The sequence below is a fragment of the Pseudideonella sakaiensis genome, assembly GCF_048320135.1.
In the GTDB taxonomy this organism is placed as follows: Bacteria; Pseudomonadota; Gammaproteobacteria; order Burkholderiales; family Burkholderiaceae_C; genus Ideonella_A; species Ideonella_A sakaiensis_A.
This window is the reverse complement of sequence record NZ_CP182947.1, coordinates 4225408-4250363: the sequence shown is the minus strand read 5'-3', so window position 1 is coordinate 4250363 and position 24956 is coordinate 4225408. Positions and strand designations below refer to the sequence as shown.

General features: G+C 63.3%; 20 protein-coding genes and 3 pseudogenes. 7 read left to right on the top strand and 16 right to left on the bottom strand.

Annotation, left to right across the window (positions count from 1 at the left end; genetic code table 11):
- Positions 1-166: 166 nt before the first annotated feature.
- From ACNH6H_RS19475 to ACNH6H_RS19455, 5 genes and pseudogenes are all read right to left on the bottom strand, one after another.
- Positions 167-679, bottom strand: coding sequence for a tyrosine-type recombinase/integrase (locus ACNH6H_RS19475; RefSeq protein WP_418319952.1), 513 nt, complete (start codon positions 677-679; stop codon positions 167-169).
- 186 nt (positions 680-865) lie between these two features.
- Positions 866-2019, bottom strand: a pseudogene (locus ACNH6H_RS19470) (IS3 family transposase); the annotation flags it as partial.
- A gap of 23 nt (positions 2020-2042) precedes the next feature.
- Positions 2043-2306, bottom strand: a complete 264-nt coding sequence (locus ACNH6H_RS19465; protein ID WP_418321406.1) for a phage integrase SAM-like domain-containing protein — start codon at positions 2304-2306, stop codon at positions 2043-2045.
- Positions 2307-2567: 261 nt separating this feature from the next.
- Positions 2568-3221, bottom strand: coding sequence for a DUF6988 family protein (locus ACNH6H_RS19460; protein ID WP_418319951.1), 654 nt, complete (start codon positions 3219-3221; stop codon positions 2568-2570).
- 601 nt (positions 3222-3822) lie between these two features.
- Positions 3823-4752: an SDH family Clp fold serine proteinase gene (locus tag ACNH6H_RS19455; RefSeq protein ID WP_418319950.1), complete on the bottom strand. Its 930-nt coding sequence runs from the start codon at positions 4750-4752 to the stop codon at positions 3823-3825.
- A 543-nt stretch (positions 4753-5295) separates the two neighbouring features.
- Between ACNH6H_RS19455 and ACNH6H_RS19450 the strand changes: the two are divergent.
- Positions 5296-6552: pseudogene (locus tag ACNH6H_RS19450) on the top strand (tyrosine-type recombinase/integrase); the annotation flags it as partial.
- 76 nt (positions 6553-6628) lie between these two features.
- Here ACNH6H_RS19450 and panD read toward each other — a convergent pair.
- From panD to ACNH6H_RS19395, 11 genes are all read right to left on the bottom strand, one after another.
- Positions 6629-7009, bottom strand: a complete 381-nt coding sequence (gene panD, locus ACNH6H_RS19445) for an aspartate 1-decarboxylase (RefSeq protein WP_418319949.1) — start codon at positions 7007-7009, stop codon at positions 6629-6631.
- A gap of 48 nt (positions 7010-7057) precedes the next feature.
- Positions 7058-7894: a pantoate--beta-alanine ligase gene (gene panC, locus ACNH6H_RS19440; RefSeq protein WP_418319948.1), complete on the bottom strand. Its 837-nt coding sequence runs from the start codon at positions 7892-7894 to the stop codon at positions 7058-7060.
- 11 nt (positions 7895-7905) lie between these two features.
- Positions 7906-8715 (bottom strand): 3-methyl-2-oxobutanoate hydroxymethyltransferase, encoded by an 810-nt coding sequence (gene panB, locus ACNH6H_RS19435; protein ID WP_418319947.1) that lies wholly within the window; start codon positions 8713-8715, stop codon positions 7906-7908.
- A gap of 152 nt (positions 8716-8867) precedes the next feature.
- Positions 8868-9653, bottom strand: coding sequence for a citryl-CoA lyase (locus ACNH6H_RS19430; RefSeq protein ID WP_418319946.1), 786 nt, complete (start codon positions 9651-9653; stop codon positions 8868-8870).
- Between the two features lie 23 nt (positions 9654-9676).
- Positions 9677-10516 (bottom strand): HpcH/HpaI aldolase/citrate lyase family protein, encoded by an 840-nt coding sequence (locus tag ACNH6H_RS19425; RefSeq protein WP_418319945.1) that lies wholly within the window; start codon positions 10514-10516, stop codon positions 9677-9679.
- On the bottom strand, positions 10513-11877 hold the full coding sequence (locus ACNH6H_RS19420; RefSeq protein WP_418321404.1) for an MmgE/PrpD family protein: 1365 nt from the start codon (positions 11875-11877) through the stop codon (positions 10513-10515). Before ACNH6H_RS19420 ends, ACNH6H_RS19425 begins: the two co-directional genes overlap by 4 nt.
- A gap of 19 nt (positions 11878-11896) precedes the next feature.
- Positions 11897-13072: a CaiB/BaiF CoA transferase family protein gene (locus ACNH6H_RS19415; RefSeq protein WP_418319944.1), complete on the bottom strand. Its 1176-nt coding sequence runs from the start codon at positions 13070-13072 to the stop codon at positions 11897-11899.
- Positions 13073-13082: 10 nt separating this feature from the next.
- Positions 13083-14243, bottom strand: coding sequence for an acyl-CoA dehydrogenase family protein (locus tag ACNH6H_RS19410; protein ID WP_418319943.1), 1161 nt, complete (start codon positions 14241-14243; stop codon positions 13083-13085).
- A 109-nt stretch (positions 14244-14352) separates the two neighbouring features.
- Positions 14353-15294, bottom strand: a complete 942-nt coding sequence (locus tag ACNH6H_RS19405; protein WP_418319942.1) for an electron transfer flavoprotein subunit alpha/FixB family protein — start codon at positions 15292-15294, stop codon at positions 14353-14355.
- On the bottom strand, positions 15294-16043 hold the full coding sequence (locus ACNH6H_RS19400) for an electron transfer flavoprotein subunit beta/FixA family protein (RefSeq protein WP_418319941.1): 750 nt from the start codon (positions 16041-16043) through the stop codon (positions 15294-15296). Before ACNH6H_RS19400 ends, ACNH6H_RS19405 begins: the two co-directional genes overlap by 1 nt.
- 96 nt (positions 16044-16139) lie before the next feature.
- Complete coding sequence (locus ACNH6H_RS19395; protein ID WP_418319940.1) at positions 16140-16805, bottom strand: TetR/AcrR family transcriptional regulator; 666 nt, start codon at positions 16803-16805, stop codon at positions 16140-16142.
- 629 nt (positions 16806-17434) lie between these two features.
- Between ACNH6H_RS19395 and ACNH6H_RS19390 the strand changes: the two genes are divergently transcribed.
- The 6 genes and pseudogenes from ACNH6H_RS19390 to ACNH6H_RS19365 all read left to right on the top strand — a co-directional run bounded on the left by ACNH6H_RS19390 (position 17435) and on the right by ACNH6H_RS19365 (position 24944).
- The gene (locus tag ACNH6H_RS19390) at positions 17435-18580 is read left to right on the top strand and encodes an acyl-CoA dehydrogenase family protein (RefSeq protein ID WP_418319939.1); all 1146 of its coding nucleotides are present in this window, start codon (positions 17435-17437) and stop codon (positions 18578-18580) included.
- Entirely contained in the window at positions 18564-19553 is a 990-nt protein-coding gene (locus tag ACNH6H_RS19385; RefSeq protein WP_418319938.1) for an AAA family ATPase, read from the top strand. Before ACNH6H_RS19390 ends, ACNH6H_RS19385 begins: the two co-directional genes overlap by 17 nt.
- Positions 19516-20946, top strand: a complete 1431-nt coding sequence (locus ACNH6H_RS19380) for a vWA domain-containing protein (protein ID WP_418319937.1) — start codon at positions 19516-19518, stop codon at positions 20944-20946. The genes ACNH6H_RS19385 and ACNH6H_RS19380 overlap by 38 nt, the downstream gene beginning before the upstream one ends.
- Positions 20947-20959: 13 nt before the next feature.
- A pseudogene (locus tag ACNH6H_RS19375) lies at positions 20960-22602 on the top strand (MBL fold metallo-hydrolase).
- 45 nt (positions 22603-22647) lie between these two features.
- Positions 22648-23166 (top strand): PaaI family thioesterase, encoded by a 519-nt coding sequence (locus ACNH6H_RS19370; RefSeq protein ID WP_418319936.1) that lies wholly within the window; start codon positions 22648-22650, stop codon positions 23164-23166.
- Positions 23163-24944 (top strand): acyclic terpene utilization AtuA family protein, encoded by a 1782-nt coding sequence (locus ACNH6H_RS19365; RefSeq protein ID WP_418319935.1) that lies wholly within the window; start codon positions 23163-23165, stop codon positions 24942-24944. Before ACNH6H_RS19370 ends, ACNH6H_RS19365 begins: the two co-directional genes overlap by 4 nt.
- Positions 24945-24956 lie beyond the last annotated feature (12 nt).

Here is a 24956-nt window from a genome sequence, read left to right as displayed (position 1 = left end):
CAATTTTGCGCCCGACAGCACTTGCATGCCGCTGAGGGCAAAAAAAAATGGCCCACCCACCGCAACCTCCGCCCGTCACGTGGACGAGGAAGATTGCGGCGGGGGGCCGAGGGTCTTGCTTCTTGCGAGGATCGACCGACACCAGGCTCAGGCGCCCCGAATCGGCTCACGCGCCTTTGTGCGAACTCTCCCTGATCAGCACCGACGCGCTGTTCGACGCGTCCATCAACGAGCTCGTGCTGAGGTGCGCGTATCGCTCGGTCACCGAGTGGCTGGAGTGACCCAGGATCTTCTGCACCTTGTACAGCGTGCGACCGCTGTTCACCAGAAAACTGGCGAACTGATGGCGCAGGTCGTGAATGCACAGATGTGGCAGACCGGCCTCTCGCCGCAGCCGCTCCCAGACCTTCTGGATGTACGTCAGCGGTCGGCCGGTTCGATCGCTGATGAACAGCCGGTCGTGCGCGTCCTCGGTGCCCAGTTGATCCAGTAGCTCCATCGCCGAGTCATTCAAAGGCACCGTGCGGGTCCGCTTCGACTTGCTGGTCTTGGCCGGTATGCGCCACACCCTCCCCACCCTATCGATGTGCTCCCATCGCGCCGACACCGCCTCGTTCAGCCTGGCGCCGGTGCACAGCAAAAACAGCACGATGTTGCAAACGGGCCGGTTGGCGTCCACCCGCAAGACCTGGACTTACCCCGTTTCCACGGACAGGTATCGGCTTGATTCTCAAGCCGGGCTTGCGTGCTTGGTGAGCACAGGTGCAGGGTTATCCACCGGCGGCGTGGCGCATGCCACGCTGGCGCCGACGGTGGGTAACCCGTGTTGGGTGCACGACGGTCGAGTGCCTCGGTCGATCTGATGTTTCCTCTCAAAGTTGGCGGGCGACAGGTAGCCGATTCCAGAATGCCGGCGGCGAGGGTTGTACCAACCTTCGATGTACGTGAACAGCGCGGTGCGGGCCTCCGCCTTCGTCTTGAAGCTGCGCCGGTCGATCAGCTCGCATTCGAGGGTGGCGAAGAAGCTCTCGGCCATGGCGTTGTCGTACGCATCGCCCACGCTGCCCATCGACGGGCGAACGCCGAACTCGGCGCAGCGCTTGCCGAAGGCAACGCTTGTGTATTGACTGCCCTGATCGCTGTGATGGATCACCCCGTCCGGCTTACGCTGGCCGATTGCCATGTTCAAGGCCGCGAGCACCAGTTCGGCGGTCATGCGTTCGCCGATCGACCAACCCACCACGCGGCGGCTCCACACATCCAGAACGACCGCCAAGTAGATGAATCCTGCCCAGGTCGGCACATAGGTCATATCTGCGACCCAGAGCTGATTGGCCGTCTCGGCCTTGAACGTGCGATTGACGAGATCTGGCGCCGGGCGCTGCTTGTCGTCGCGTTGCGTCGTGACCGTGAAGGCTCGCCGCCTGCTGACGCCTCGCAAGTCGGCCGCTCGCATCAGCCGCGCAATGCGCTTGCCGCCAACGCGTATTCCGTGCTCTGCCAATTCGAATCGAATGCGCGGCATACCGTAGGTCGCATCCGACTCGGCATGGATCGTTCGAATGCGTTCGCTGAGCACCGCATCGTCCATCGCCCGTCGCGAGGGTGGTCGATGCAACCAGTCATAAAAACCGCTGTGCGAGACACCGAGCACGCGGCACATCTTGCGCACGGGAAAGACGGCCTGGTTCGCGTTCATGAGTTCGAAGACGGTGTGAACGTCTTGTCGCCCTTCGCGGCGAACCAGGCCGTAGCCTTTGCCAAGATGTCGCGCTCCATCTGGACTTGGCGCAACTGGCGGCGCAGGCGAGCGAGCTCTTCACGTTCGGCATTGCTCAGTGCCTGCGAGTTCGGCTTGGTGCGCGCCTCGCTACTGCCAGCAAGGCCGACCCAGTTGGTGATGGTCTGCGCGGTGACGCCGAACTCGCGCGCCAGTTCAGCAGGCGAGCGGCCGGCGAGAACCAGCTCAATCATTTGTTGCCGAAATTCGGCAGGGTACGGAGGTCGGGTTCGGGCCATGGCGGACTCCTTGTCTTCGCAGATTAAGGTGTCCGTGAAAGCGGGGCAACTTCAACCTCCAGCAGCGCCGCCAGCTCGTCTTTATTCAGGTGGTTCTCCTTTCGGTTGTCGGGATTGAAGAGCTTGATGCCGGCGATCGGGTTGAGTTCGATGACCTCCCACTCGACCGCCCTGTTCAGCATCTGCCTGATGATCTTGACGTGGTGGTCCGCGGTCGCCTCCGACAGACCGGCATCCAGCAGGCCCGAGTGAAACCGCTGCACGTGCTGTCGCTTGATCTCGTTCAGACGAAGGCGACCGAACTCCGCTTGGCGATCTCATCAGCCGGAATGCGGAACTCTCGCGTCTCGGCATCACGGCCATTTGGTACCCCGAGCATCAGTACGACTTCGTGGACGACATTCTGCGTCTGGCAATGAGCGAGCTGAACTACATGAAGTCCCAAGTGGCGCGCGCTCAGCACTTCATGCCTAGTGGTGGCCTGCGCGGGCGTGCACCTATGGCCGATCCCGCTGCAGTTTGACAATGCGACATTAGTCTCCTCAGATTCACCGCCTTTGGATACTTCGAGCAAATCCGGGATGCGACGTGACGATCACGTTGATATTACCGATCAACTCTATGCAACCAACAGTGGCCGCGGCGAGCATCAGACTGGAATAGCTCATCGCGTTCGAAGACTGGATGGCGGTCGTCAATTCCTCGACGGGGTGCCCACTCCCTGATCGCCGGAGTGGATGGATGCCTCCGTGCACGTACGAATTCATGGCGTCCCATGCCGTCGTCCTGAACTCTCGCAAGCCTAGTCTGAGGGGTGCAGGAGCCTCCGACCTCTCGACCGCGCTCAACAGTTCATTCGCCATCGGAAGCTTCTTCGCTGAATCCGAAGTACCGGTCGTCAACGGCGCCGCGAGCATCGCCACCTCGCCGTCCTTGGCGGCGTAGAACACCCAAGTCGCTCGGAGCAACGCCTCGTACTGAAGCCGAAGCATCGCCAGCCCGGATGCGTTCAGGCCTAATTCCAAAAGTGTTCTCAAGGCTTCGGCGTGATCAAGCGCGAGGTTGCAGGCGTCCAGCGTCAGACCATCGCGAATGTCCATCTCGTCTGGCGAGTCTTCCATGGCCTCTTCGAATGCTTCGAGCAACCGGCTATGCACGCGGTCTGACAGGGCGATGGCGGATGAGACTTCCTTTGCGATCATGCCGAGAGTTATAGCCTGCGTCTGCAACGGCTCACGGCAATAAGAACGAGGAATGCGATGGAACCCGGGGAAGCCAATCCGTCGGACCCTGCCGGCACCCGGGCCCGACCCGGCCCCATGGCGGCCCGGCGCGCGCGCGGTCGGGACGAGGCTCACAGGGCCCCTTCGACCGGGGCCCTGCGCAACCCTTGACGCTTACTCGAAGCCGCCTTGTTTCGACGGCGCCGCGAAGTTTCGATTCGCGCCATCACCAGCCAGACCATTTCGACGAACACGACGCGCCAAAGGGCGCCGCATTTTCAGATATCAAGACCGACCTCCGGGCCCCCGGGTTCGGCATGGTGCCGCTCTCACGACGTTCGCCCAACGAAAAAGCACCTGACGCCTTCCGGCACCGGTGCTTGATCTCTCGCGGAGGTGTTAGTTGCTGCGTCGTAAGCGTCAATCGTGCGAACTTCGCTCACTCAACTGCTGCTGCTTGACCGAAATCATCGTTGCCATGTTGTATGAGCGTTCCGACAACTTTCGCTGAACCTCAACGGTGCTAGACGGCAGAGTAGAGCTCTTCGGGGGCGTTGGCACCGAGGGCTGCGGCAGCTTGTTAATGCTCATTCGGTTCAATTCCGTCATTAGATTTCGGAGCATCGTTGTCCTCCTGCTGGGTCTCGGTCTTGATAGTTGGCTTCAAGAGATCGCAGAACGCATCATCTTCCTGCTGCTCGCCCACTAGGAACCACAGTGTAGTGCACAGCTGCTGCTCAGCAGGTGTGAGGGATTGCACAGACTTGAACACCCGTCGCGCTTCTTTTCGGTCGATCACAAAACTGTGGGAGGGGTATCCCGCCACCAATGTGTCCAGCGCGCCGTCCATGAGGTTGCTGCCGTGTCCGTCCAGCCTCGAGCCGTACTCGTGAGCGATCTGAATCGCACGCTGCATCTCTCCGATGCGATTCGGATCAATTTGTGCATACAAAGGTTCCACGACGCCACAGGCAAGTTGAGTCGCGAGTTCTCCCGCCATCTTTGTAGAAAGCCGAAGCCGACCCCGCATTTGAAGAAGGCTCTTGCTGAACGCCATTTGGGCATGATCCAGCGCGACCAAAAGGGCTTGCGTGTAGTCCAATCCTGAGCCCCGCTCCAGAATCTCCGTCGGTTTGCTCACTTGGACGTCAAGCGGCCCGAGCTCTCCAAGATCGCCAATCGCTAGTTCGTTTGCTCCGATTGCAACCAGCGTGCCAGCACTTTTGCAATAGCTCGGAACTACGACTCGGACGCCCTCTTTATAGTGGTGGCGCAGACATCGCGCGACTCGAAATCCAGCATGTGCGTCTCCGCCATACGTTGTGAGGAAGACAGTGCACTTTGCCCGCGCTTGACCTTCTTGTCGGTGTCTTTCGAGGACTCGCGTCAGCTTTTGATGCAGCGCCCGCTCGATGGGATGGCTAATGACAATGAAGTCATGGTCCGGCTTCTCGGCGTACAAACCGTCAATTGCAGCCTGAAAGTTGCACGGGGAGTCGGGGGCGGCCATGACTTTTCCTTTCGGACAAGGACTGTCGGATGATAGTGATTCTCACCAAAATGTTCCGGCGGCTCTGTCTCCCCCGTGGAAGCGCTTGGTGACGGCCATGTCTTGCCCCGCCTTCCGACCGCGGCCCGACAGAACACGGCGCGCTTAGGCGAGCCGCCTATCGAGCTGTCGACGATCCCGCGAGGTTCGGAGGCGGCGTCGCCAGTGAGACCACATTAACTGTCACGACTCACCGCGATGCGCATTTCCAGCTCTGTTGATGCCGCTCTGCACTCTGGCATTGACCAATGCGCATTTCGCCCCTGCCCCCAAAGAAAAAGCACCTGACGCCTCCCGACGCCGGTGCTTTGATTCCTCGAGAAAATTCTGGTGGGCCCTGAGTGACTCGAACACTCGACCTACGGATTAAGAGTCGCGCCGCTGTTCGTGTCACAACGTCGCACAGCGTCTCAAACCAACTTTCTAACTGCTTGATTTGACTCGTAATCTTGCGCTCAGTCGTCTCAAGTAGTCCAATGTCGTCTCACCACATCTCCGCCTCGTATGGCGACCTGTATGGCGACTTTTCCCGCTTCGCCCTCACCTGCTGGACGCTCGGCCGTTCGCCCGCTCACCGAGACGGTGATCAAGAACCTGCGCGTCGGCGAGAGCCGCACCGACGGCGCCTTGCCCCCAGGCAACGGTCGCTTGGTCCTATACTGCCTGGCCCGCGGTGGTGGAACCCACCGGGTCTGGACTTTTCGCTACCGCAAGCAGGATCTGCGCGGTGAGATGACGCTGGGCGAGCACCCTGCCCTGCCGCTCGAACGAGCGCGGTCGAGGGCTCGGGATCTGATGGAGTTGGTCAGACAAGGGGCAGATCCGCAGGCGAAGTCGAAGGAAGACAAGGCAGTGCTGATCGCCACTGCTCGAGCGCAGGCGGCCCTGGGAACCTTCGAGGGTCTGCTTGACGCCTATGTGGCGAAACTGAAGCAGGCAGAGAAGGCGTCCTGGCGGGAGGTCGAGCGTCTGTTCACACTGCACGTCAAGAAGCCCTGGCCCGGGTCGATGAAAGCCCCCGCAAACTCGGTGACGGCAGAGTTGGTGCGCGACATGCTGGCCCGCCTGGTGAAGAAAGGGATTACTCGGCAGACAAATGTGCTGCGTTCGTATCTGCACGCGGCGTTCACCTATGGCGCTCACTCTGATCTAGACCCTCGCCGGGCGGCAGAAGAGGCAGCGACGTTCCGATTGACGGGGAACCCTGTGGCATTGCTGCCGCGGATCCAGGAGTTCGAGGCGACACGCGACCGGGTGCTGACGGACGAAGAATTCGCTTTCCTGTGGAAACAGCTCGCGTCGATCCGGCTGGAGATCGGCTTGGCGATCCGGTGCTTGATTCTGCTGGGCGGCCAACGCAGCCGCCAATTGCTGCGTGCGACGTGGGACGATTACGACGTCGAAACAAAGCTGCTGACATTGGAGGATGCCAAGGGCAAGCGGGCGAAGGCCGTGCCGCATGTGTTGCCAGTTTCCAAGGCTGTTGCCGATATCCTGGGGCAACTCAGGGAACTGAACGGGACAGCGGCGTTCATCTTCTCGACAACGGCCGGGCTCAAGCCGATCCACTCGACGTCGTTACCGGGGATCTTTGCAGACATCCGCGGTGCTTGGCCACTGGTCGACGGCGCAGCAGCACCCGACTTCCAAGGAAGGGACATTCGTCGGAGCGTCGAGACGCGGCTTCAGGCACTGGGGGTGTCTCGAGAGGTCCGAGCTCAACTGCTGTCACACGGTCGCACGAGCGGGGTGCAGCAGAAGCACTATGAGCGGCATCAGTTCATCGAGGAAAAGGCGCAGGCGCTACTTTTGCTCGAGGGGCATTTGCGGAAAGTGTTCAGTTGGTCGAAGGCGCAACACGATCCCGCAACTCGGTCTGCCGATTGTCCGAATCGACGAAGACACGGCGCGGCAGGTGCGGCTTGGATTGCGAATCCGACACCATGCCGAACGCAGCGATGATGACGAGGTCGCCCACAGCCGCGCGTCGCGCCGCCGAGCCGTTGAGCGAGATGATGCCGCTGCCGCGTTCAGCGCGGATTGCATAGGTGATGAAGCGCTCGCCATTGGCAATGTTCCAGACGTGGATCTGTTCGTTCTCGCGGATGTCGGATGCGTCGAGCAGGTCTTCGTCGATCGCGCAGGAACCTTCATAGTGAAGCTCGCAATGCGTCACAGTGGCACGGTGGATTTTCGATTTCAGAAGATGTCGGAACATGGATCAGGTCTTTGCAGGAACGAGGAGCAGTTGGGGTCTCCCCCGGTCTCAGCTGACGGCGGAGAGTTCAAGGTTGTCGATCAAGCGCGTTGCGCCGAGTCTGGCGGCGGCAACCACAACCACGGCGTCGCCGGCTGCCGGCTCGCCGAGATCGATTCGCCGGCGGATCGCCACGTAGTCGGGCCGCCAGCCACGAGCGCTCAGCGCATCCATCGCCGCGCTCTCCAGGCTGGCCCAGTCACTGCGACCCTGTCGAACCGCGCTATCGATGGCTCTCAATTCACGCGACAGGTAAACCGCCTCCGCCCGCTGCACCTCGTCCAAGTAGCCATTGCGTGACGACAGCGCCAGACCATCGTCGGCGCGGGCGGTTTCGGCACCGATGACTTCAATCGGCAGCGCCAGTTGCCGGACCATTTGGCGCACCACCAATAGTTGCTGATAGTCCTTCTTGCCGAATATCGCATAACGTGGCTGCACGCAATTGAACAGCTTCAGCACCACGGTGCACACGCCGATGAAGAAGCCGGGGCGGAAATGGCCCTCGAGGATGTCGGCGAGGTCTGCGGGCGGATGCACGGTGCAAACCTGTCGCTGCGGGTAAAGCTCGGCTTCGTTGGGCGCGAATACGAAGTCGCAGCCGACCTTGCGCAACAGCTCGCAGTCGCGCTCCAGGGTGCGCGGGTAGGTATCGAAGTCCTCATGCGGCGCGAACTGCAGCCGGTTGACAAAAATGCTCGCCACCACCGGACCACCGGCTTTCCTGGCGCGCTCGATCAGCGCCAGATGGCCGGCGTGAAGGTTGCCCATGGTCGGAACAAATGCGGTTGCACTGGAGCCGGCGAGTGCCTGCCGCAGTTCGGCGATGCGATGGATGACGCGCATGCGGATCTGTATCAGTAGGTGTGAACGGATTCGACCGGAAAGCTGCCGTCCCTGACGGCGTCGACATAACGACGCAGTGCGTCAGCGATGCTGCCGCCCTCGGCCATGAAGTTGCGCACGAAACGTGGCAGCTTGCCCGGCGTGATGCCCAGCATGTCATGCAGAACCAGCACCTGGCCGGTGCAGCCATTGCCTGCACCGATGCCGATTACAGGAATCGGCAACGCGGCAGTCAGTTCGGCAGCCAGCGCGCTCGGCATCAGCTCGAGCACCAGCATCGCAGCACCGGCGTCGGCGAGTTCGCCGGCATGTCGATGCAGCGTCTGCGCCGCCTCTGCGTCACCGCCCTGGACGCGGTAGCCACCGAGCGCATGCACGGACTGCGGCGTCAGGCCCAGATGCGCGCAGACCGGGACTCCGCGCTCGACCAGAAAACGCACGACCTCGGCGGTCCAGCCGCCACCTTCGAGCTTGATCATGTGCGCGCCGCTTTGCATCAGTCGCGTTGCACTGCGCATCGCCTGATCAACCGACTCGTGGTAGCAGCCGAACGGCAGGTCGCCGACGATCCACCCATGGGTATTGCCGCGCGCGACACACCGCGTGTGGTAGGCCATTTCGTCGAGCGACACCGGTACCGTGCTGGGTTGGCCCTGCAGCACCATGCCGAGCGAATCGCCAACCAGCATCACGTCGACGCCCGCAGCATCGACCAGGCGTGCAAAACTGGCGTCGTAGCAGGTCAGCATCACGAGCTTCTCGCCAGCGGCGTGTTTCACGCGCAGCCTGTGCAGTGTCATCGGTTTGCGTTCGGCGCTCATCGACTACCTCCGGATGGATGACGGACGCGGGCGTCGCGACCCGGGTCCCGAAGCCGGGCCTTGATCTGCCTGCCCGCGGCCCGGTTGCTGCGGAGGATCCCGCAGGGCGGCCGGATCTCGATCGTGGCATTCATGCTGCGGCCTTCGACGCCTCAGGCTCCGGGCCGGATGTGCGCCGTGGCCTCGTCCTCCACCCGTTGCCAGATCTCCACTGCCATCGGATTGGTGCTCTCTTCGAGGATATGTCCCACCAGACCGATCGCGCGCGCAAAGACGCCGATGCCGCGCACGATCTTCCACGGCAAGCCGAGTTCGCAGCAAATGGCACCGATGGCACCGGTCGCGTTGACCGGCAGCATCTTGCCGGACAGGCGCTCGGCTTCGGCGCAGATCAGCTGCTCTAGCCTGATGTAGTCGCCCGAGAAACCGTTGTCCTTGGCAATCTGGAACAGGCGCGGCGCACGCGGATCGACCGGCTTGTGCAGCGGATGGCCGAGGCCAGGAACGATTTGCCCGCGGGCGCGGAACCCGGCCACCGTGTCACGCGCAATCTGCTCCAGATCTGCACCTGTCGTGCCCTGCGGCAACACTTCGTACAGCATCCGGGCCGTTCCCTCGGTCGATCCGACGAAAACACTTCCGAGCCCGCACAGGCCAGCGGCGACCGCGGCCTGCAGCGCTTCTGGCGCCCCGGCATAGGTGATTCGCGCTGCCAGTGCGCTGGGGGTGATGCCGTGCTCGACCAGCGTCACTGAAATGGCGTTGAACACATTCGACTCCTGCGGCGTTGGCATGCGGCCGAGGATCTGCAGGAAGGCCATGTCACCGAGATTGATGTGACCGAGCAGTTCGTCGGGCAGGCTCTTGCCGTGCACCTCAATGCGGTCGGGGGTGCTCCAGGCGATGTCGGAGCGGATGGGTTTGGTTTTGCGGGCCATGGGGATTCCTTGGTGGATGAAATTCAGAAAATGGGGGCTGCGCTGCGCAGGATGACGAGGGCTCGCTGGTGCAATGGGCTGTCGATCATCTGGCCATCGACGGCCACAGCCGCTCCGCCGGCGGCACTGAAAGCCTCACCGACGCGCTTCGCCCAGGCCACGAGTTCGACGCTGGGCGTAAAAGCCGCCTGCACCGCTGCGACTTGGCTGGGGTGGATGCACATCTTGGCGCCAAAGCCGAGTCGTCGCGCCCGCTCGGCAGCGCGGCGCAATTTCTCATTGGCGTCAATGGTGGTGCTGACGCCGTCGACTGGCGCGTCCAACCCGCCCAGCCGCGACGCCAGCACGACCTGGGAACGGAAAAACAGCAATTCGTCCTCGTTGCCATCCGCGGCGCAGTCGATGCCGAGGTCCAGCGCCAGATCGACACTGCCGAAGGCCAGCCGGACGACGCCGGGCACACGCGCGATGTTGCGTGACTCCTCAACGCCGCGCGCCGACTCGATGATTGGCAGCACATCCTTGAAGCAGGCTTCGAAGGCGCTGCAGACGGCGTCGATGCCGTCGGCCTTCGGCAACATCACGGCCGCGACGCCGGGGTGACGGCACAGCGCCAGATCGTCCTCGAACCAGCGGGTGTCAGCAGCATTGATGCGCACAATGACGGGCGCGGCTTCGTCCAGCGCGTTGGCCAGCGCATCACGGGCGCGCAATTTCGATTCTGCAGCGACGGCGTCTTCAAGGTCGATGATCACCGCGTCTGCACCCGAGGCGCGTGCCTTGGCGTAGCGCTCGGGGCGGTCGGCAGGAACAAACAGGTAGGCGCGCGGCAATCGGCCGCCGTTCGTCGTCGGCGTGCTCATGTCGGCAACCAACGCTCGATCCGCGGCGCCTCGGCGACGGCCCAGGTCCGATCGATCAGTCGGTCCATCTCAGCCGTCGTCGCGGCATCACCGTAGGCCGCCAAGCGGCGCGCCTTGTCTTCCAGTTCGGGCCGACTCAGCGTGTTGCCAGGGTCCCCCTTGGGCTCGTCCACGCGACCCTGCAGCATGCGACCGTCGTGAGTGCGCACACTAACCTTGCCGATCCAGCGCTGCGGGTAGGCTGCGTCGACTTCAACATCGAGTTGCATTGTCACCTTGTCACGCAACGCGGACACCCGTGGCGCGAGGAAGTGGCGGTCGAATTCCTCCAGACCGGCATAGCCGTACTCGGCCACCAGCGCCAGCACGGTGCCCATTGAAAACTTGGCCTGATGGACGGTACTGGGCACCACGACGCGGCCGAGCACGTCGATCGCACCCTGGTGCACCTGGGCCGTCACGGCGACAATATCGTCGGCCTTGAGCCGATGCTCACTCATCAGCAACTGCAGAGCGTCGGCACTCGGGTGGGTGTGGCGGCACGAGGCGTGGTACTTGAACGAGGTTTCGGCAGTGGCCCAGCGTTCCCCGAGGCCGGCGGTGAGACTCGCCCGGTCAGCGTCGCTGGACATGCCAGCGGCCATGCCTTGCTCGCCTTCGAGAATCTGCCGTGCCCCGGTGAAGCCGCCCAGCGCCAGGTAGGCCGAGGTCAGGCCTGCCGACGCCGCATGCGCGCAGTGCAACTGCTTGGAATCGGCCGCGTCGCGCAGGAACTCCCACAGCCCGGCAGCCTGCGTCCCGGCGCTGCCAAAGGCGTGCAGCATCTGCGCCGCGTCCAGACCGAGCAGGCGCCCGGTGGCTGCTGCGGCGGCGAGCGTTCCAGCGGTGGCGGTGGTGTGGAAGATGCGGTAATGCGAGCGACCAAGGAATTCGCCGACCCGGATCCCGACCTCGTAACCCGCCACCACGGCGGCGAGGAAATCGCGCCCGCTGGCGCCGATTGCCTGCGCCACCGCCAGTGCCGGCGGAAAAACCACCGCCGCCGGGTGGAACACTGAAGCGTTGTGCACATCGTCCTGTTCGACCACATGCGAGGCCGCGGCATTGACCATCGCGGCAAAGTGCGGCGAGGTCAGGCGCCGCGTGACCAACACTTCGGCGCCGCCTTCGGTCGGACCCATCGACCGCGCATAGGCCTCGATAGCCTGCACCGCACGTGCACTCTTGCCCGCCAGTGCCGAGCCGGTCCAGTCCAGAAACAGGTCTTCGGTGCGTCGCAGCACCGGCGCGGGTATGACCTCGAAGCGCAGGCCGGCAGCGAAGGTGGCCAGCGCGGCGCTGGAAGTGTCATGCGTGCTCATCAGGCTGCCCTTTTTGTTGTCAGACCGCTCGCGCGGCGCGCAGCCGTGCAATGTCATCCACGTTGTAGCCAAGTTCAGTCAGGATGCTGTCGGTATGTTGGCCCAATGCCGGCACCGGTCCCATTGGTGGAGGCGCATTGCCCGCCACGTGATGCGGCGGGAACAGTGCCGGCACTGGCCCACCCGGCGTGTCGATCTCCGCCCAGCGCTGGCGAGCCAGCAGCTGCGGATGCTTCCACAGATCGGCCATCTCGTTGAGCTGTGCATTGGCGATCTGTGCCTCTTCGAGGCGTTCGATCAGTTGGGCCGCTGTCAGTTTGGAGAACACGGCGTCGATGATGCCGAGCAGTTTGTCCTGCTGCGCCAGCCGGTTGGCATTGCCCAGATACTGCTCGGCCAGGCCCGGCTGCCGCAGAACCTTCTCGCAGAAAGCGGTCCACTCGCGGTCGTGCTGCACGCCCAGCACCACCGACTTGCCGTCGCCGCAGGTAAACGGGCCATAGGGATAGATGGCGGCATGCGAGGCGCCGGCGCGAGCTGGCGGCGGCTGGCCATTCAGCGTGTAGTTCAGCGGATAGCCCATCCACTCCGACATCGCTTCGAGCATCGAAATCTCGAGCCGCTGGCCGCCGCCGGTGCGCCCGCGCTCCAGCAGTGCGGCCAACACGCTGCTGTAGGCGTACATGCCGGCGGCAATGTCGGCAATCGACAGCCCCGCCTTGGACGGTTGCTCGGGAGTGCCAGTCACCGAGACAAAGCCCGATTCGCTCTGAATCAGCAAGTCATAGGCTTTCTTTTCCGTATAGGGGCCGCCGTCGCCATAACCCGAGATGTCGCAGACGACGAGGCGCGGGTTGACCGGCGTCAGGCTGGCGTGGTCCAGTCCCATGCGCGCGGCCGCACCCGGCGCCAGGTTCTGCACCAGCACGTCGGCGCGCTCGACCAACTTCTGCAGCACCTCGCGGGCGCCAGGGTTCTTCAGATCGAGTGTCAGACTTTCCTTGCTCCGGTTGCACCAGACGAAGTGCGAGGCCGAGCCACGGGTACGTGTGTCGTAGGCCCGCGCGAAGTCGCCCTCGCCCGGACGCTCGACCTTGATGACGCGTGCGCCCAGGTCGGCCAGCTGGCGGGTACAGAACGGAGCAGCGATCGCATGTTCGAGGGTGACGACCAACATTCCCTGCAATGGACGCATGGGTTTCCTTCTAGAAAGAACGCGGCAGGCCGAGTACATGCTCGGCCACGTACGAGAGGATCAGGTTGGTGGAGATCGGCGCCACTTGGTACAACCGGGTTTCGCGAAACTTGCGCTCGATGTCGTACTCGCAGGCGAACCCGAAACCCCCATGGGTCTGGATTGCGGTATTGGCGGCTTCCCAGGACGCCTTCGCAGCCAGGTACTTGGCCATGTTGGCCTCGGCGCCGCAGGCCTCGTTGGCATCGAACAGGTCGCAGGCACGCCAGCGCATCAGGTCGGCGGCTTCCAGCTCGATGTGGTTTTCGGCAATAGGGAACTGCACCGCCTGGTTCTGGCCGATCGGCCGGTTGAAAACCCGCCGATCGTTGGCATAAGCAGCACTGCGCTGTACAAACCAACGGCCGTCGCCGATGCATTCGGCAGCGATCAGCGTGCGCTCCGCGTTCAGCCCGTCGAGGATGTACTTGAAACCCTTGCCTTCCTCGCCGATCAGGTTTTCGGCCGGGATTTCCAGATTCTCGAAGAAAAGCTCGTTGGTCTCGTGGTTGACCATGTTGCGGATTGGCCGCACCGTCAGCCCATTGCCGGTGGCCTCATGCAGATCGACGATGAAGATCGACATGCCTTCGGACTTGCGCTTGACTTCCGCCAGCGGCGTCGTGCGCGCCAGCAGGATCATCAGGTCGCTGTGCTGGATCCGCGAGATCCAGACCTTCTGGCCATTGATGACGTAGCGGTCGCCCGTGCGCAGCGCCGTGGTCTTCAGCTGGGTCGTATCAGTGCCGGTGGTGGGTTCGGTGACGGCCATCGACTGCAGACGCAAGTCGCCGGTGGCAATCTTTGGCAGGTAGCGGCGCTTCTGTTCTTCGCTGCCGTGGCGCAGCAAGGTGCCCATGTTGTACATCTGGCCATGGCATGCGCCGGCGTTGCCGCCGTTGCTGTTCACCTCCTCCATCACTACCGAGGCCTCGGCCAGGCCCAAACCGGCGCCGCCGTACTCTTCGGGGATCATCACGGCCAACCAGCCGGCCTGGGTCAACGCATCGACAAACGCCTCGGGATAAGCGCGCGTTTCGTCGAGGTCCCTAAAGTATTGGTCGGGAAAGCGCTTGCAAAGCTCGCGCAGTGCAGTTCGCAGCTCAGGGTATCGCTCGCGGGCGTCGGACATGATGGTCGGCCGAGAAGTTTGCTAGTGAATTCCATCGTACCAAACGTATGTTAGGTAGATGCCAAATTGGCCGGCAAGGGCTTGCCGGCCATCGCAAGCAACAGCGTGACTACAGCGCCGATACCAGTTCAGGTACCGAGACAAAGAGGTCAGCGACCAGCCCATAGTCGGCGATCTGGAAGATCGGCGCTTCGGCATCCTTGTTGATCGCAACAATCACCTTGCTGTCCTTCATGCCAGCCAGATGTTGGATGGCCCCCGAGATGCCAACCGCCACATACAGCTGCGGGGCGACGATCTTGCCGGTTTGTCCAACCTGGTAGTCGTTCGGTGCATATCCCGCATCGACCGCCGCACGAGACGCTCCGAGCGCCGCCCCGAGCTTGTCGGCCAGAGGCTCGAGCACGGCGTGAAATTTGTCGGCGGCGCCCAACCCGCGTCCACCTGACACGATGATCGTTGCGGCGGTCAGTTCAGGACGTTCCAGTTTCACCACCTCGCGCCCTGCCAACTGGCTCAGACCCAGGTCTGCGCCGCCAGCCAAGCTCTGCACCGTCGCCGAGCCTCCGGTCGCGGATACCGGATCGAATGCGGTGGTCCGAATGCTCAGCACCTTGACCTTGTCACTGGACTTCAGGCGGGCCACCGCATTGCCGGCATAAAAGGGACGCTCGAAGGTATCGGGCGATTCGATCGCCGTGACGTCCGAGATCTGCGAGCTGTCGAGCAATGCGGCGATCCTTGGCAACACGTTCTTGCCGAAAGCCGTGGCCGGCGCCAGCACGTGAGTGAACGACGAATCGGCGCGCACCTGGTCGACCACCAGCGCAGCCAGGTTTTCGGCCAGTTGCGCTCCATAGTGGTCAGCATCGGCCACCAGCACCCGGGTCACGCCAGTGGCTGTTGCGGCGACCTGTCCGACAGCGCCACAGTCGCTGCCGGCCACCAGAACATGTATTTCGCCACCGATCTTCTCGGCGGCGGCGATGGTGTTGAGCGTGGCTGTCTTCAGGGCCACCCCGTCGTGTTCTGCAATGATCAAGATCGTCATCAGATCACCTTCACTTCTTCTTTGAGTCGTTTCACGAGTTCCGCAACATCGGCCACCTGGATGCCGGCCTTGCGCGATGCCGGTTCGCCGACCCGCAGCGTAGTGGTGCGCGGTGCCAGGTCGAGGCCCAGATCGACGGCCTTGACAACCTCGATTGGCTTCTTTTTCGCTTTCATGATATTAGGCAGCGTAATGAAGCGCGGCTCGTTCAGTCGCAGGTCGGTCGTTATTACCACCGGCAGTTTCATCTGCAAGGTCTCGAGGCCGCCGTCGATCTCGCGGACGATGGTAGCGCTGTCGCCATCTATCGTTACCTTTGAGGCGAAGGTCGCCTGGGCCCAGCCCATCAACGCACTGAACATCTGGCCGGTCTGTCCCGCGTCGTCATCGATGGCCTGCTTGCCGAAGATGGCAAGCTGCACGCCCTCTTTTGCTGCGACATGCTGCATCAGCTTGGCCACGGCCAGCGGCTCCAGTACGTCGTTGGTCTCCACCAGCACGCCGCGGTCCGCGCCAATGGCCATTGCGCTGCGCAACGTCTCCTGGACCCCCGCGGGACCACACGAAACGACGATGATCTCGGAAACGACGCCAGCCTCCTTCAGTCGCACCGCCTCTTCGCAGGCGATCTCGTCGAAGGGGTTCATCGACAGCTTCTGGTTCGCGAGGTCGACCCCCGAACCGTCGGATTTCACGCGGGCCTTGACGTTGTAGTCGAGCACCCTTTTCACAGCGACCAGTATCTTCACGGTTCCTCCATCGGTTGATAAAAATGGTTCAAGCTGCGGGCGGAGCAAGGAGGTACTCATTCCACTTCGATCGGCCTGATGTCGACGAGCGAAGGTTCATACTCGCGGCACCCGGACACCGGAATCCGTAGCCACCCGCGCTTCGGTTCGGCCGGTGCGGGGATCCGCCTCCGAACCGAGTTCTGCCGCGACGCGCGGCAACAGCAACCCAAACAAGCGCTGGGCGAGTGCGTCGACCCCCAATCGTCGATCCGGCTTGTACCACTGGCCGGTCCAGTTCAATGCGCCCAACACGGTGTAGCGCACGAGCAAGGTATCGGTATCCACCAGGCCGAGGGCAGCCGCCTCATCTATCGGCGAAGCCCACAGCGCTTCGTACGCGTCGCGCATCTGCGTGACCCGCTCAAGAGACGATGGCGACAAGCTTCGCCACTCGTGGAACATCACGCTCAACGCGTGGAAATTGCTACCCAAAAGGGCTGTCAGGTGGCAGCGAGTCATGGCCAACATCCGTTCTGGCAGGCGGGTTTCAACGGCTACGCCCTGTTCCACCGCATCATGGACATCGCGGATGCCCGCTTCCATCACCGCCACCAGAAGGTCTTCCTTGCTTGCATAGTGATAAAAGAGCGAGCCCGACGTCAGATTCAGCGCCTTCGCGATCTCACGCACCGTCGTCCGCTCGTAACCGTTTTGGCGAAACAGAAGCGCGGCCATGCACAGGATCAGCGACCGCTGGTTGGGGTTCTTCGTCTCACCCATTCCGCATACTCTAGCAGCTAACAAGCGTTAGGTCGAGATTTGGATCACAAGCAGCAGGCAGCATCGAACCACGAGCAGCGGATGAATCTGGTCCTGCCCGATGCGGTGGCCTCTGTTCGAAATGCGATTCCATATTGGATGTGCTTGGCATCGACGTCGGTAGGGAACTGATGGATCTGCACCATGCCGCAGTGGTCCAGAGCGACGCTGAACCAGGTCCCACGAGTGAACTCGCCAGGTTTGGGGTGGACTGCAAGGCAAAGCCGGGGGAACACGACCCGCAACGAAATGTGACACCAAGGCGGTGGCGCGTCCGAATGATCTGTCGGCGGCAGCGCAGCGCATGCCTCGACGTGACCGGCAAGTGCAGGGAAAGGTGATGGAGGTCAGCTTGGGACGCCGCTGCAGCTTTCCTGTACCATTATTTGTTTCTAACGATTGTTAGGTCAACCGGGCGGCCGCTCAGTTGGGCTTTCGCCGCGGATCCGCCTTTTTTTAGATCCCACTTTTGTGAACGATTTTCAAGCGAACCATGTACCTGCCACAGACCCGGGGCACCTTGGGAAACATCCTTTTGCGTCGTGTCATGCCCGGTGCCATCAGGGCGGCGCAACTGCCAATTTGCGTTGATGCCCATGGTTGACAATCACGTCGACTGTTCTGACGGTGTCCTGATGCGCAGGATGCGTGATGCTCTGCGCAGCGCGCCCTCGGTGTCACGCGACCTGCCATTCCCTCGCGACTGGTGGCAGCACCTGGCGGCGCACAAACTGGTCGGCCTGGGTTTCGACCCCGACCGCACTGGTGAACAGGCCGATTGGACGGCGATTGCCGAGTTGTCCGGACTAATTGCTCGCGAGACGGCCTGCGTCGGCCTGGCGCTGGCATGGTTGATGAACGAGATGCTGGGGCGTTTCGTCATTGCCCCCCATGCGCATAATGAAGCCCAGCGCGCGTTGCTGGGCATGATGGCGCGAGGCCAGAAAATTGGCGCTCTGGCAATCTCCGAACCCCATGTCGGCGCGCATCCAAAACACCTGAATTGCCGTGCCGTACGGCGCGGCAACCATTGGCAGCTGGACGGCGAAAAGGCATACGTCAGCAATGGGCCGAGCGCCGACTTCTATGTGATCCTGGCCGTCACGGACCAGGTTGCCGGCCGGAAATTGTTCGACAGCTTCATCGTAGAGGCCAACAGCTCCGGCCTGGCGCGTGTGCCTTCCGGAATACCCGCCGTACTGGCGCCGCTGGGCCATTGTGGCCTTGTGCTGGAGGATTGCCGGGTGGCGCCAGCCGGGTTTCTTGACACCGCCGGAAGCGCCTTCGAACGGATTGGCAAGCCGCTGCGAGCGCTTGAAGACGTGCTGCTCTCCGGCACGATGATCGGGGCCATGCGGAGGCAGCTCGACGAACTGGCCCTGTGGATGCGTGGCACATCGCCCACGCCGGCGTCGCTGCGAAGCATGGGCGCCTTGCAGCTCGAGCTTGACGCGCTCGCCCGCCTCGCGTGCCTGACCGTCGAGCAGCTGGCACTGCAGGGTCCCGACGACCGCTTGGCCAACTTGAACCTCGGTTTGAGAATTGCCATCGAACGCTGGCAGAACGGTTGCGATTCCTTTGCTGCACCGCTCGACGACCACAGCCCCGATCATTTGTCCCTGACCCGCGACATTCGCGCCGTGCTGGGCATCGCCCGCGGCGTCAGCGAGAAACGCTTTCTATCGACCGGCAACGCGTTGATCAACTCAAAGGAACAGCATGAAGTCCCTGCATGATTCGCACTTCGATTCCATCGATGTCGTATTGTCGCGCCTGTCCGGCGTCGACTACATCGCCAGTCGACAGCTGGCCACCGCAGTCTTCCTGGCGTTCAACCTCGAGAAGCCGGTTCTCGTCGAGGGGCCGGCCGGGGTCGGCAAGACCGAGCTGGCCAAGAGCATGGCGACCATCCTCGATGTGCCGCTGATTCGCCTGCAGTGTTATGAAGGCTTGGACGAATCGAAGGCGCTGTACGAGTGGAAATACGGCAAACAGTTGCTCTATACCCAATTGCTCAAGGACAAGCTGACCGAAATGATGCAGGGTGCGGTCGGCCTTGCGGCGTCCATCGAGAAGCTGCACGCGCACGACGACCTGTTCTTCTCGGAGCACTTTCTCGAGCCGCGCCCTTTGTACCAGGCCCTGCACCAGGAGCGCGGGTGTGTGTTGCTGATCGACGAGATCGACAAGTCCGACCCTGAGTTCGAGGCCTTCCTGCTCGAGGTCCTGTCCGACTTCCAGGTCTCGGTGCCCGAACTCGGCACCATCGTGGCGAAGGTCAAGCCACTGGTCTTCCTGACCAGCAACAACACACGCGAGATGAGCGACGCACTCAAGCGCCGCTGCCTGCACCTGCACATCCCGTTTCCGGAAGCCGCGGTCGAGCGGCAGATCCTGGAACGCCGCGTTCCCGGACTCTCGCGAACACTGAACCGCGAACTGATCGCCTTTGTGCAGGCGGTGCGCCAGATCGACCTGAAGAAGCAGCCATCAGTCAGCGAAACCATCGACTGGGCCAAGACTCTGCTGTTGTTGAATTCAGAGCACCTGAACCTCGACCTGGTGCGCGACACGCTCAACGTGTTCCTCAAGTTCGAGCAGGACATCGCGTCGGCCAATGAGCAGCTGCCTGCCCTGATGGCCCAGGCGCGCAAGGATGCAGAGGTGGCCCATGCCAGAAACGATGCAAGGCATGCAAAACACGCTTGAGGACTTCTTCAAGGCGTTGCGCGGCAGCGATCTCGAAGTCAGCCTGAACGCGCAGGTCGACGCCGCGAGAGCCACCCAGCTCGTCGGCTGGCGTGAACGCGACCTGCTGAAGAGTGCGCTCGGCGCCACGCTGGCCAAGAGCGAGCCAGACCGGGCCATCTTCGACGAGACCTTTGAGCGCTTCTTCCGCTTCGACTCCTTCGGCACCCACACAAAGGCGCGTCATCCTGCAGCGTCGACGCCGGTAGCCGAAGCGCCGTCGGACCAGCCCCAGGAGCCTGGCAATGGCCAGGGCCAGGGCGGGCCCGGCGGTTGCCAGGGCAGCGGTGGCCAGGGCCTGTCGCAGCTGCTGCTGGCGGGCGACTCGGCCACATTGTCGCGCCGCATGCAGCAGGCCGCGCGGGAAGTGGGCCTGACCGACATCTGGTTCTTTACGCAAAAGGGTTACTACACGCAGAAGATCCAGCGTGCGATGGGCCTGGACCTGCTCGACCGCGAGATCACTGACGCGCGCCGCCAGACATTGGCGCCAGAGCGGCTGGCCAAGCTCGAGCATGCACGCAAGCTGTTATTCAACGAAGTGCGCAACTTTGTCGAGCGCAAGCTCTCGTTGTACGGCACCGCGCCGACGCGCGAACTTCACGACGATTTCCTGCAGACCCAGAAACTGTCCAACATCGACCGCCGCGATTTCGCGCGCATGTACGAAATCGTGCGCAAGATCGCACGCCGGCTGGCCGAACGCCATGCACGGCGCAAACGTCGCGAACAGCGCGGCCAGCTCGACTTCCGACGCACCATGCGAGCCAATGCGGCTTACGGCGGCGTGATGTTCGAGACCCACTGGCGCAGCACCGTGATCGAGCGCCCGAAGGTTGTCGCTATTTGCGACGTCAGCGGCTCTGTGCGCCAATACGCGCGCTTCCTGCTGCTGTTCCTCTACAGCCTGGATGAACTGGTGTCCGGCGTGCAGTCTTTTGCCTTCACCAACCATCTGGTCGATGTCAGCGCCACATTCGAGGCCTTGCCGGTCGAACAGGCGGTGGACAAGGTGCTACACGCGGTGGGCGGCAGCGGCACCGACTACGGCCAAGTCCTGCTCGATATCGACGAGCAGCTGATGCATCACATCGATCGCCGGACCACGGTGCTGATTCTGGGTGATGCGCGCAACAACCGCGGAAAGGCTCACGCCGACATCATGAAAACGCTGTACGGTCGTGCGCGGCGCGTGATCTGGCTGAACCCCGAGCCGGTTTCATTCTGGGGCCTGGGCGATTCGGAAATGAAACGCTATGCCCCCTACTGTCACATTGCACGCGAATGCAACTCGCTGCGCCACCTCGAGCGCACCCTCGACGAACTGCTGCGCACCAACAGCGCCAGCGCCTGAAAGTCGAATAACGATGGTCCGCCCGACGCTGCAGCTCCACGCCCCGCGCGCGCTCGAGGTGGCGCACGCCGCAGCCACGCTGCTGTGGCTGCGCGATACCGTCAACGGCCCTGAGGTGTTGTTGACGCGGCGCTCGCCGTGGGCCAGCTTCCTGCCCGGCGTCTTTGTTTTTCCTGGCGGGCGCATCGACGACGAAGATGCCGCCGCCCATGACCTTGCCGCAGCTGAGACCGCCGATCCAGCCCTGCTGACTGCCGCACTGGCCGCGTTGCGCGAGAGCTTCGAAGAATTGGGCCTGCTGCTCGCAGTGGACAGCCACGGCAGCTTGATCGACGCAGGCAGCTATGCCCGGATCGACCGCAGCCAGCCGCTTTACCCGCAATTGCGTGCTCATGGCCTGCGACTGCAGGCCGCCGACATGCGTCTGCTGGCGCGCTGGATCACTGCCCGAGATATCGCTCCTCGCCGCTTCGACACCATCTTCTTGATCGCCCGGGCACCCGCCGGGCAGACCCCAGTCACCGACGATGCCGAACAATTCGAACCTGTCTGGCTGCGCGCCGCCGATGCGCTCAGCCGCCACGAAGCGGGCACGCTGCCGTTGATTTTCCGACCGTGCGCACGCTGCGCTGGCTGGCCGCATTCGACAGCACCGAAGCCGCGATGCAGGCCTGTGCTAGCGGCCGTCCGCTGTGGGAGTCATGCCCGCGTGGCGGCCTCGTCAACGGACAGGCACAACGCTACATGGAGCACGACCTGCCGTTCGGTGAACTCGAGCTGGTCTGCCCGGACGGCCATCTCGAGCATACGCTCGACTGGCAGCATGAGCGGCCGGTACGGTTGCTGCGCCACCTGTGGCGACTGACGGCACCCAACGGCGGCACGATGACCGGCCCGGGTACCAACGCCTACGTGATCGGCGACGACGTGGCGGGCCATGTCGTCGTCGACCCCGGGCCGGCTGACGAGGGCCATGTTACCCGTCTGATCGACGCCACCGGTGGCAATGTCCTGGTCATCGTCTGCACCCATTCGCACCCCGACCACGCGCCCGCCGCACGCCTGTTGGCCGCCGCTTGCGCAGCGCGCGACGGACGACAACCGCCGATCCTCGGCCTGCCTTCAGCGCCGACTGCGCGTGCAAATTCCGAATTCCTGCCCGACCGAGAACTCGGCGATGGCGAACGCATCCGGCTCAGTGCTGCCGGGCACCCGATCACGTTGCGGGCAATCCACACACCTGGCCACGCCGCCAACCACTTGTGCCTGGTGGCCGAGGAAGACGGCCTGCTTTTCTCCGGCGACCACATCCTGAACGGCAGCACGACGATCGTCGATCCGCCCGATGGCGACATGAGCGACTACCTCGATTCGCTCGACGCGCTCGCTGCAGCGTGCGCGCGCGAGGACATCCGGTTCATCCTGCCGGCGCATGGCCATGTCATGGCCTCGGCGACCACGACCATTGCGCGCCTGAAGACGCACCGACTCGGCCGTGAAGCGCGGGTCATCGCCGCAATGCGTCAGGCGCCCGAAGGCGATCTGGACGCCTGGGTACCGCTGGCTTACGCCGAAACGCCAAAGGCGTTGTGGCCAATGGCCAAGCGGTCTCTGCTCGCGCATGTGCAACGCATCCGGACGCTGGGGCTGGCTTGACCGCAGGCGCCATCTTGCCGACTTTCAAAAGACAGGAGTCCCGTCTTGAACGACCGCGCCATCCCACAACATGTGCTCGACGCCTTCTGGCAACGCTGGGGCAACAACAGTTTCATGCGCGCGCAGGGCCTGCAGGTTGAAATAGCCGGCATTGGCGAAGCCATCGTGCGCTTGCCCGAGGTTCAGGAGACCCAGCGTGGCGGCGGCGGGTCCGCCGACGTGCTCAACGGCGGCGTCATCGCCTACATGTTCGACGGCGCGCTCGGCTGTGCCATCGCCTCGGCGTTGCTGGAGCGTCCCGAGGCCCGCAGCATCGATCCGACGGAATTGCGTCAATCGACCATCAACCTGGACGTCACTTACATCAAAGCCGCCGTCGGTGGCCATTTTGCGGCACACGGCAGGGTGCTGCGCGCCAGTCTCAGCACCGCGTTTGCCGAAGGCCACCTGCTTGACTCGCGCGGCCAGATCTGCGCGACGGCCAAGGGCATCTGGCGCGTGTTCTGGCCGCGCACTGCCGCGCAGCACGTCGCTAACCCCACCACAGACAGCACACGACCATGAGCAAGGAAACCGTTCGCATCGGCTGCGCGTCCGGCTTCTGGGGAGACACCGAGTTCGCAGCAGCCCAGTTGGTCGAGCACGGCGACATCGACGTACTGGTCTTCGACTACCTGGCAGAGATCACGATGTCGCTCCTGAGTCGTGCCAAGGACAAGGATCCGAGCCAGGGCTATGCGCCCGACTTCGTCGCGACGATGAGGCCGCTGCTGAAGCAGATCAAATCGCGGCGCATCCAGGTCATCGCCAACGCCGGCGGTGTCAACCCCTCGGCGTGCCGCGACGCACTGCTCGCCGAAGCGCAAGCCGAGGGCGTTGAACTGAAGATCGCTGCGGTGCTCGGCGATGACCTGATGCCGCAGCTGGAGACAATGCGCGCGGCCGGCGTGAAGGAGATGTTTTCCGGCGCGGAGTTTCCGCCGAAGGTGATGAGCGCCAACGCCTACCTCGGTGCGTTCCCGATCACGGCAGCGCTGGACGCCGGCGCGGACATCGTCGTCACCGGGCGCTGCGTCGACAGCGCGGTCACGCTGGCACCGCTGATCGCACACTTCGGCTGGAGGGCTGACGAGCTGGACAAGCTGGCACAAGGCAGCCTGGCCGGCCACCTGATCGAGTGCGGCGCGCAGGTGACCGGCGGCAACTACACCGACTGGGCCAGCGTACCCGGCTGGGATGACATGGGCTTCCCGATCGCGGAGTGCCGCGCCGATGGCCGTTTCGTCATCACCAAGCCGGCCGGCACCGGCGGGCTGATCTGCCCCTCCACCGTGGCCGAGCAGATGCTCTACGAAATCGGCGATCCGTGCGCCTACATCCTTCCCGATGTGGTGTGCGACTTCAGCGCCGTGTCGCTGACCCAGGCCGGCCCGGATCGGGTTGAGGTCAACGGTGCGCGCGGCCGCCCTCCCACCGACCAGGCCAAGGCCAGCCTGACCTACGCCGACGGCTTTCGCGCAATGAGCCTGTTCATGATCGGCGGCATAGACGCCGGCGCAAAGGCGCACCGAACCGCTGCGGCCATGCTGGCGCGCATGCGCAGACACTATGCGGCCCGCGGCTGGCCGGACTTCACCGAGACCAGCGTCGAAGCCATCGGTGCAGAGGACAGCTACGGCGCACAAGCGCGCCGCGGCGCGCGCGAGGTGATGCTCAAGATCGGGGTGCGCCATCCGATCAAGGAGGCGCTGGAGCTGTTCTCACGCGAAGTAGCCCCGATGGCACTGATGTCGGCGCCTGCTATCACCGGCTTCACCGGCGGGCGGCCGAAGGTGCAACCGGTGGTGCGGCTGTTCTCATGTCTGTGGTCCAAGTCGGAACTGAACATCGGTATCGACATGGGAGCGCAGAAGGTCAGCACGCCGCAGCTGGATGGCAAGCCGTGCGACTTCGAGGCGCTGCCGGTCGTCGATGGTCCGCTGCCTGCGGCCGACGCGTTCGCGCGCGGCACACGCAGCGTGCCGTTGGTGCAGCTCGCCTGGGGCCGCAGCGGCGACAAGGGTGACTCGGCCAACATCGGCATCATCGCGCGCCAGCCCGACTTCCTGCCCTACATCCGGGCCGCGATCACCGAAGAGGCGGTGTCGCGCTGGTTCGCGCACCTCGTCCAGGGCGCGGTCCGGCGCTACGATCTGCCCGGAATACACGGCGTGAACTTCCTGCTGCACAAAGCTCTGGGCGGCGGCGGCATCGCCTCGGTTCGCATGGACCCGCAAGGCAAGGCTTATGCGCAGATGCTGCTTGATCACCCGGTGCCAGTGCCCGCCGATCTGGCTCTCTGAAGCAGCGCTGGA

Coding starts and splice junctions, on each gene's coding strand:
- ACNH6H_RS19365 (WP_418319935.1), top strand. CDS start 23,163: ATGAGCAAGGAAACCGTTCGCATCGGCTGCGCGTCCGGCTTCTGGGGA.
- panD (WP_418319949.1), bottom strand. CDS start 7,009: ATGTTCCGACATCTTCTGAAATCGAAAATCCACCGTGCCACTGTGACG.
- ACNH6H_RS19395 (WP_418319940.1), bottom strand. CDS start 16,805: ATGGGTGAGACGAAGAACCCCAACCAGCGGTCGCTGATCCTGTGCATG.
- ACNH6H_RS19455 (WP_418319950.1), bottom strand. CDS start 4,752: ATGGCCGCCCCCGACTCCCCGTGCAACTTTCAGGCTGCAATTGACGGT.
- ACNH6H_RS19385 (WP_418319938.1), top strand. CDS start 18,564: ATGAAGTCCCTGCATGATTCGCACTTCGATTCCATCGATGTCGTATTG.
- ACNH6H_RS19410 (WP_418319943.1), bottom strand. CDS start 14,243: ATGTCCGACGCCCGCGAGCGATACCCTGAGCTGCGAACTGCACTGCGC.
- ACNH6H_RS19380 (WP_418319937.1), top strand. CDS start 19,516: ATGCCAGAAACGATGCAAGGCATGCAAAACACGCTTGAGGACTTCTTC.
- ACNH6H_RS19420 (WP_418321404.1), bottom strand. CDS start 11,877: ATGAGCACGCATGACACTTCCAGCGCCGCGCTGGCCACCTTCGCTGCC.
- panC (WP_418319948.1), bottom strand. CDS start 7,894: ATGCGCGTCATCCATCGCATCGCCGAACTGCGGCAGGCACTCGCCGGC.
- ACNH6H_RS19390 (WP_418319939.1), top strand. CDS start 17,435: ATGCCCATGGTTGACAATCACGTCGACTGTTCTGACGGTGTCCTGATG.
- ACNH6H_RS19415 (WP_418319944.1), bottom strand. CDS start 13,072: ATGCGTCCATTGCAGGGAATGTTGGTCGTCACCCTCGAACATGCGATC.
- ACNH6H_RS19460 (WP_418319951.1), bottom strand. CDS start 3,221: ATGATCGCAAAGGAAGTCTCATCCGCCATCGCCCTGTCAGACCGCGTG.
- panB (WP_418319947.1), bottom strand. CDS start 8,715: ATGAGCGCCGAACGCAAACCGATGACACTGCACAGGCTGCGCGTGAAA.
- ACNH6H_RS19430 (WP_418319946.1), bottom strand. CDS start 9,653: ATGGCCCGCAAAACCAAACCCATCCGCTCCGACATCGCCTGGAGCACC.
- ACNH6H_RS19405 (WP_418319942.1), bottom strand. CDS start 15,294: ATGACGATCTTGATCATTGCAGAACACGACGGGGTGGCCCTGAAGACA.
- ACNH6H_RS19425 (WP_418319945.1), bottom strand. CDS start 10,516: ATGAGCACGCCGACGACGAACGGCGGCCGATTGCCGCGCGCCTACCTG.